Here is a 7,902-nt window from a genome sequence, read left to right on the forward strand (position 1 = left end):
CTGCTGCGCCGCCTCACCGGTCCGGACGCCGCGCAGCGCTCCAGCGCGATGGCGGAGCTGGCGCGCTCGCCCGAGGCCAGCGCCCGCGTGCTCGCGCAGCACTTCCCCGGCCCCACCGCCTGGAGCCGCCTCCCCGTGGTGGAGCTGCCCGAGGCGGACGAGCTGGGCCCCATCCCCGCCGCCCTGTCGCGGCTGGGCCGTCCCGCGGCCGTCGCGCTGGCGCCGCTGCTGGACTCGAACGACGCGGACGCGCGCTACCTCGCGCTGCTCACCGCGGGCAACCTGCCCTACGCGGAGCTGGTGGACGGCGTGCTGCGCGGCCTGTTCGACCTGGAGCCGGACATCTCCAGCGCCGCGCGCGTGGCCGCCGCCGCGCTCAAGCACCTGCCTCGCCTGGATGCATCCCTGCGCGACCTGCGCCAGGAGCTGACCAGCCGGGACGCGCTGCGCCGCTCGCTCGCGGCCCGCGCCCTGGGCACGCTGCACGACCGCGACGCCATCGAGGGCCTCATCAACCTCACCGGCAGCGACGACGCGATGTGCGCGCAGGCCGCCGCCGAAGCGCTGCGCGAAGTCACCCGCGCCACGCTGGGCCTGCACCCGCGCCAGTGGTCGTCGTGGTGGGCGGAGAACCGCAGCCGCCGCCGCGCGGACTGGCTGGTGGCCGCGCTCCGCCACCGCGAGTTGGACGTGCGGCTCGCGTCCATCGAGGAGCTCAGCCGCGCGCTGCATGACACGCTCGGTTACTACGCGGACGCGCCGGACGCGGAGCGCGAGGTCGCGGTGCGACGCTGGGAGGCCGCGGCGGTGGATCCGGCCAACGCCCGCCGTCTGGGCATGCTCTGAGGTCCCCACCCGGGAGCGCGCGATGACGGGCGCCATGTGGGTCAGCCTGCTGGCGTGCGCGGGGCAGCTCGCCCTCGCCGGCATCGCGCTGGCCCGCGTGGGCAGAAGCCCCCTCGCGCTGCCGCTGTCGCTGCTGTCCATCGCGCTGTCCACCTGGAACTTCTCCGCCTTCGGGCTCGCGCGCTCGGGCGACACGGGCTGGCGGCTGGTGGGCTTCGCCGCGGCGCTGATGACGCTGCCGTGCGCGGTGCACTTCATCCTCGCGTTCGTGGGCCGCAGGCGCCGCTCCGCCTGGGCCATGTACGGCACCTACGCGGTGATGAGCCTGCTGGCGCTGACGATGCTCGTGGCCATCGGGTGGCCCGCGCTCGAAGCGCACATCAACACGTTCCGCTTCGGGTTCGCGGTCAGCGCCGTGGCGATCCCCATCCTCGCCGCGGCCTTCACGCTGCTGGCGCTGCACCTGCGCCGGGAGGGCTCCGCGGACGAGAAGGCCCGCGCGGGGCTGGTGCTGCTGGGCCTGGGGCTGCTGGTCGCGCTGCTGCTGACGGACCTCGCCGCGGACATGGCGCTGCCCGTGCCGAAGCTGGGCAACGTGGGCACGCTGCTGGGGCTGCCGGTGATGGCCACCGCGTCACTCCGCTTCCAGCTCTTCGGCAAGGACGCGCGCGCCACGAGCGCGGCGGTGTACGCGGGGGTGCTCGCGCTGGTGGGCGTGCTCGCGTACCTCGCGCTCTTCCGCGTCTTCGCCGCCGAATCCGGCGCGCTCGTCGTGGGCACCACCGCCATCACCTTCGCGCTGCTGGCGGCGGCGCGGCGGGTCGTCGCGGGCTTCGTCACGCAGCGCGAGCGGCTGGAGCAGCTGGCCACGCTGGGGCGCTTCTCCGCGCAGATGTCGCACGACCTTCGCAACCCCATCGCCGCGCTCAAGGGCGCCGCGCAGTACCTCAAGGAAGAGCACGCGCGCGGGCACTCGTGGGAGGCGCACGGTGAGTTCCTGGACCTGCTGCTGGAGCAGGTGGAGCGGCTGGACCGCGTGGCGGGCACGTACCAGCGGCTCGCGCGCGTGGAGCCGCTGCGCCGGCCGTTGGACCTGAACCGGCTGGTGGAGGACGTGCTGTCGCTCCAGGCCTTCGCGAACCCCGGCGCGGTGGTGCTGACGAAGGCGCTGGCTCCGGGACTGCCCGCGTGCGCGGGGGACGAGGACCTGCTCGCGAACGCGCTGGAGAACCTGGTGCGCAACGCCTTCGAGGCGATGCCCACGGGCGGCACGCTCACCGTGCGCACCCACGAGGATGGAGGCGCGGTGGTGGTGAGCGTGGAAGACACCGGCAGCGGCATGGACGCACGCACGCGCGAGCGGGCCTTCGACGACTTCTTCACCACGAAGGCGACGGGCAGCGGCCTGGGGCTGGCCTTCGTGCGGCGCGTGGCGGAGGCGCACGGCGGCACGGCGTCCCTGACGAGCAGCGAGGGCCGTGGCACCATCCTCCGCCTGCGCCTGCCGACGGCCCCTGCCCTGCCGTCCCAGCACTCCGAGGGAGAAGCCGCGTGAGCGAGCCACTGAAGGGCCACGTGTTGGTGGTGGATGACGACCCGGCGCTGCTCAAGGTGCTGGGCGCGCTGCTCACCCAGGCGGGCCTCACCCCGCATCCCGCGTCCAGCGCGAAGGACGCCCTGGCGCTGCTCGCGCGCCGGCCCATCGACGTGGTGGTGAGCGACGTGCGCATGCCGGGCATGAGCGGCCTGGAGCTGCTCGCGGAGGTGGGGCGCGGCTGGCCGGACGTGCCGGTGCTCCTGATGACCGCGCACGGCACGGTGCCGCTCGCGGTGGAGGCGATGAAGGCGGGCGCGGCGGACTTCGTGCTCAAGCCCTTCGACCGGGAGGAGCTGCTCTTCACGCTGCGCAAGGCGCTGCTGCGCGCGAAGGAGGAGACGCCGCGAAGCGCCGGCAAGCTGCCGGACGGGCTGTTCGTGGGCGCGGGCCGCGCGATGTCGGAGGTGAAGGCCCTGCTGGCGAAGGCGGCGCTGGGCACGGCCACGGTGCTGCTGCGAGGCGAGTCCGGCACGGGCAAGGAGTTGGCCGCGCGGGCGGTGCACGAGGGCAGTCCCCGGCGCGCGGGGCCGTTCGTGAAGCTGCACTGCGCGGCGCTGCCGGACACGCTGCTGGAGAGCGAGCTGTTCGGCTACGAGAAGGGCGCCTTCACGGGGGCGGCGACGCGCAAGCCCGGCCGCGTGGAGCTGGCGCACGGCGGCACGCTGTTCCTGGATGAGATTGGCGACGTGTCCCAGGCCGTGCAGGTGAAGCTGCTGCGAGTGCTCCAGGAGCGCGAGTTCGAACGGCTGGGCGGCACGCAGACGGTGAAGGTGGACGTGCGGTTCGTCGCGGCCACGCACCAGCCGTTGGAGGAACTGGTGCGCAGGGGCACCTTCCGCGAGGACCTCTTCTACCGGCTCAACGTGGTGCCGCTCTGGCTGCCCTCCCTGCGCGAGCGGCCGGAGGACATCGAGCCGCTCTCGCGCCACTTCCTGGACGTGCACGCGAAGACGAACGGGAGGCCACCGTTCACGCTGAGCGCGGATGGGCTCGCGGCGCTCCAGGCCCAGCCGTGGCCCGGCAACGTGCGCCAGCTGCAGAACTTCCTGGAGCGGCTGGTGGTGCTCTCCGACGGGCCGACGCTCACGGGCGCGGACGTGGCGCGCGAGCTGTCACGGCAGCCGGGCCTCTCACCGCCGGTCGCCGCGCCCTCGCCCACCGTGGACTCCGGCACGCTGGAGTCGCGGCGCAAGGACGTGGAGAAGGACGCGCTGGTGGATGCGCTGAAGCGCGCGGGGGACAACCGCACGCTGGCGGCGCGGCTGCTCGGCATCAGCCGGCGCACGCTCTACAACAAGCTGGAGGAGCACGGCCTGTTGTAGGGAGGTTTCAGGGAGCCACCGTGGCCAGGGCATCCAGCTCGTCCTGGAACGCGGCGACGATGGCCCCCGGGTCGGGCACGCGCACCGCATCCGAGGCCACGCCCACGGTCACCTGGCCCGCGTAGCTGAAGAGGCTGATCCCCAGGCCCACGTGCCCCGCCTGGGGCACCCAGAACGTGAGCCCCGCCAGGCGCGCGCCCGCGAGGGACACCGGCTGACGCGGCCCGGGCACGTTGGTGGCGACGAGCGACGCCTTGGAGCCCATCACGTCCACGATGATCCGCTCCAGCGCGGCGGGCGTGCGTCCCAGCAACTCCAGCGCGCCATGCGTCACCACCGCTTCGGGTGAACGCTTGAGGGCCTCCATCCGCTTCGACACCTCGCGGAGCCGACGGCGGGGGTCCTCCAGGTGCACGGGGAGCCGCAGGAACACCACGCCAAAGTGGTTGCCCAGCTCCCGGGGTATCGCTTCATCGAGCGGCCGCAGGTTCACTGGCACCAGCGCATGCACGTCCTCCAGTGGAGCATCGAGCGTCGAGAGGTAGCGCCGCAGCGCCCCCGTGACCGCCGTGAGCAACACGTCGTTCACCGTGCCCCCGAGCGTCTGGCCCACGGCCTTCACCCGCGCCAGGGGCACCGGCTCCGACCACGCGGCGAGCTTCCGCATCTCCAGAGGTCCGCGCAGGGGAGAGCGGGGGTCAGCCGGCTGAACGAGCAGCTTTCCCAGTGCCGCCGCGCCCCGGGCGCCCTCGCGCACCAGGTCGCCCGCGAGGATGGGCTCCTGCACCAGCTCCACGCCCTTGCGAAGCACGCTGCGTGCACCGCGAGCCAGCCGCATCCACCGGGGGGCCGCAAGCGACTCCGCGGCCGGGCGCGAGGAGGGCTCTGCGTCACCCGCCTCCGCGCGCGGAGCCGACCGCTCCGCATCCACCGGATCCGTGAGCGACAGCAGCACCCGCGCGAGCGCGATGCCGTCCGCCATGCAGTGGTGCAGGCGCGCCAGCAGCACGTCGCCGTGGGACGAGCCCTTCACGAGGTGCAGGTGCCACAGCGGCCTTGAGCGCTCCAGCGGGACACCCAGCCAGTCCCCGACCAGGGCCTCCAGCGCAACGCGTCCCCCCGTGGCCGGCACGCGCAGCGTGGACAGGTGCGCGTCCAGGTCGAAATCCGCCGCGTCCTCCCAGTGCGGCGCGCCCAGCGCCCCGGGCACCACGCGCTGCCGGAAGCGCGGGTAGCGCTCCACCAGCCGTTCGCGCACCACCTCGCGCAGCCGCTCGCGGTCCATCGGACCGTCGAACCACAGCACGGCGGTGATCATCATCAGGTTGGCGGGCTCCTCCATCTGGAGCCACGCCGCGTCCATGCTCGCCATCCGCTCGCGGCCTGCCATGGCGTCCTTCTCACCCGTGCGCCCTGTCGGAGCAAGGCCCTCGCTCAAGGCTTGGGCGGCGGCTCCGGGGCCTGGGGTTTCTCGCGCTCGAACTGGAACGTCTGCCGCGTCGCACCCGGCACCGTCAGGATGAGCGAGTCCTTTTCCTCGATGGCGTAGGTGAACTCCCCGCCCTGGAACCTCCCCTTCGCCAGCGGCACCACGCGCTCCTTGCCGCACACCGGGCCCACCGCCTGCCCATCCTGCGTGCGCAGCGCCAGGTGCTTCTTGTCCTTCACCTCCACCCTGCCCCAGGCGCGCACGTCCAGCGTGCTGCCGCGCCCGAGCGTCGCGTCGTCCAACTTCGTGCGCAGCACGAAGCACCCCGTCGGCGTCATCCGCAGCGACCGCGCGTAGTCCGACCGGGGCTGCACATCGATGCGGTCCTCCTTGCCCTGCTCGATGTCCGGGAGGCTCGCCGCCGACAGCACCCACGTGCCCACCAGCTCCTCCGGCACCGCCGTGCCCTGGAGCGCCTTGGGCCCCTCGCACGGGTCCTCCACCGGCTTCTCCGGACTCTTCGGTGCGGGCTCGAAGGCCCGCTCACACGTCTGTCCGCAGGAGGTGGCCGCGCACTTCGTGTCGTCCGGTGCGCAGGCCGCCTTGCTGGTGCAGGACTTCAGCCGCTTGAGCGAGTCCTCACACCCCTCGCGCAGGCACTTGTCGACGCACTCCGCGTCGATGCACTCCGACACGCAGACCCAGTTGGTGCGGCCACACACCCCCGCCACGGTGCGCGGAGTCTGGGCCGCCGCGGGAAGGCCAGCGCTGGAGACGAGAAGCAGGACGAGGAGGCGGGGCAGTCGCATGCGTACTGCAAGCTAGACAGTCCCCCCTCCCGCGACATCGGGAGGCAGGGCGCCTGTCCACCGGGCATCACTCCGGGGCCCTGCTCTGCCGTCAGGTGAACTGCCACCGCCAGGTGCGGGGGTCGGACGGGTTGGGCAGCTCCAGCTCGAAGCCCAGCGTGTCGTAGCGGCTGAACTCGCGCGGCTCCACGCGCAGGAGCGTCATCGCCGTGGCGTTGCGCTCGCGCAGCGGGGACACCATGAAGTCCAGCTCGGAGTCGAAGGCCACCTTGTAGAACAGGCAGAAGCCATCCACCCGGCCGTCCTCCTCCACCGGCCGCTGGAAGCGCACGCGCGTGGGCAGCCCATCCGCGCGCATCGTCTCCAGGTCGAAGCTGAACACGGGCTCCGGTTCGCACAGCAGGTGGTCCACTTCGTACGAGCGCACCAGCCGCGTGAAGTACGACGGGCTCATCGCCTCGCGCAGCGACTGGAGGCAGCGGAAGTCCACGTGCGGCAGGTGCTGCGTCCAGATGAAGGGGACGCACGCCTCGGCGCGAAGCTGCACCGGCTCCACGTAGACCTCGAAGCGGTTGGGCAGGATGCGGCCCCCGGGCTTGAGCAGCCGCGAGCGCAAGTCCAACATCCGCGGCACGAGCCCCGCGTCGAACAGCGACTCCCCCAGCAACTCATGCAGCAGCACGTCCGCCTTCTCCGGCGGCTGGAAGTGCCAGGTGGGCTCGCGCACGAAGTCGATGTTCTCCAGCCTGTTGCGCCGGGCCACCCACTGCGCCGTGTCCAACAGGCGCGAGTCGTCCACCGCGTACAGCTTGCGCGGCCGCTGGTGCGCGGCGAGGAAGGTGCGCAGGCCGGTGCCGGCGCCCACGTCCACCACCACGTGGTGCGGGCGCACGTAGCGCTCCACCGCGCGGTGCCACGTGTCCACGCGCTGGGGATCCGCCAACACCGAGTCCTGCGGCGCCGGACTGGACAGCGTGAGGCTGTTGGGCGCGTGCCGGCGGTGCAGCTGGGACACGAGCGGCAGGTGGCTGATACGCGAGCGCAAGTCCATCAACGCCTGACGAGGCAGGTCGAGCAGGTTCGACATGGCATCCCCCCGGAGACCAGTGACTGTCCCCGGAGGCACTCCGCACACCCGCCCCCGGGGACCAGGACTCCGCACGATGCTGGAGATTTCCCACCCCGCCCATCCGTCCCCGGGGCCGCCCTCTGTCCCCACCTGAACATCCGGTGATCCAGGAAATACCGGTCCCGACAAGACCTCCCATGACCGCATCTCGGAAAGTGAGCCGTCAGGAAGGTTTTTCCTACCCGCTGGGGTGTCCGGGAGTGGCGGCTCAAGCACCCCTCCGGGGCATTCAAGGAAAAAAGGTTAAAGCGTTTTTCCTTTCAAAGCCCCCAACCCGTGAGGACGGCTCACGGAACGGAGGCTCGCTGTCGGTCCTGCCTGCGGATGGACCCCGGGGTGGGGAGGGGGCACTGATGATTCAAGCCATTGAGTCGCAGCAGCTGCAGAACGTGCCGTGGGAAGTCGTGGCGCCGCAGGCCCCCGAGGATGCGGCCCGAGCGAGGTGGGAGGCGCAGCCCTGGCGGCGGCAGCTCCAGGAGGCGCGGGAGCACGAGCGCCGGGTGGCGCGCCCGGCGCTGGTGGAGGCGCTGCTGGCGGAGGGGTACGCGGTGGAGGCGGACGTGGCGGGCTTCGCCGGGGCGCAGGAGGACCGGGGTGCGCTCAGCATCGGTCAGGTGGTGCGCTTCGCGGACGGACTGCGGGTCCGGCTGGGGCAGGCGCGCACGGACGATGAGCTGTTGCAGCTCGCCTACCTGCGCCGCAACGCGGAGGAGCTGGCGGAGCGGATGATCGACTGGGCCAACGCGGGGCGCCTCTAGGGCATCCGGCCC

The 7,902-nt window shown here is 72.6% G+C and carries 7 protein-coding genes; 4 read left to right on the forward strand and 3 right to left on the reverse strand.

The window, feature by feature from the left end:
- The 3 genes from D7V97_RS36595 to D7V97_RS36605 form a co-directional block, all read left to right on the forward strand.
- On the forward strand, positions 1–846 hold an 846-nt coding region (locus D7V97_RS36595; protein ID WP_368668990.1), incomplete at its 5' end, for a HEAT repeat domain-containing protein.
- 22 nt (positions 847–868) lie between these two features.
- Entirely contained in the window at positions 869–2,401 is a 1,533-nt protein-coding gene (locus D7V97_RS36600) for an ATP-binding protein (protein ID WP_120615247.1), read from the forward strand.
- On the forward strand, positions 2,398–3,765 hold the full coding sequence (locus D7V97_RS36605) for a sigma-54 dependent transcriptional regulator (protein WP_199729065.1): 1,368 nt from the start codon (positions 2,398–2,400) through the stop codon (positions 3,763–3,765). The genes D7V97_RS36600 and D7V97_RS36605 overlap by 4 nt, the downstream gene beginning before the upstream one ends.
- A gap of 7 nt (positions 3,766–3,772) precedes the next feature.
- Here the strand turns inward: D7V97_RS36605 and D7V97_RS36610 are convergent, their stop codons facing one another.
- The 3 genes from D7V97_RS36610 to D7V97_RS36620 all read right to left on the reverse strand — a co-directional run bounded on the left by D7V97_RS36610 (position 3,773) and on the right by D7V97_RS36620 (position 7,090).
- The gene (locus D7V97_RS36610) at positions 3,773–5,155 is read right to left on the reverse strand and encodes a wax ester/triacylglycerol synthase family O-acyltransferase (RefSeq protein ID WP_120615248.1); all 1,383 of its coding nucleotides are present in this window, start codon (positions 5,153–5,155) and stop codon (positions 3,773–3,775) included.
- Positions 5,156–5,199: 44 nt separating this feature from the next.
- Complete coding sequence (locus tag D7V97_RS36615) at positions 5,200–6,003, reverse strand: hypothetical protein (protein WP_120615249.1); 804 nt, start codon at positions 6,001–6,003, stop codon at positions 5,200–5,202.
- 91 nt (positions 6,004–6,094) lie between these two features.
- Positions 6,095–7,090: a class I SAM-dependent methyltransferase gene (locus tag D7V97_RS36620; RefSeq protein ID WP_120615250.1), complete on the reverse strand. Its 996-nt coding sequence runs from the start codon at positions 7,088–7,090 to the stop codon at positions 6,095–6,097.
- 395 nt (positions 7,091–7,485) lie between these two features.
- On the opposite strand from D7V97_RS36620, the gene D7V97_RS44950 reads away from it, so the two are divergent.
- Positions 7,486–7,890 carry a hypothetical protein gene (locus tag D7V97_RS44950; protein ID WP_120615251.1) on the forward strand — a complete coding sequence of 135 codons (405 nt, stop codon included), beginning with the start codon at positions 7,486–7,488 and terminating at the stop codon, positions 7,888–7,890.
- The last annotated feature ends 12 nt before the right edge of the window (positions 7,891–7,902 follow it).

This window comes from Corallococcus sp. CA053C, assembly GCF_003611675.1.
Taxonomy (GTDB): Bacteria; Myxococcota; Myxococcia; order Myxococcales; family Myxococcaceae; genus Corallococcus.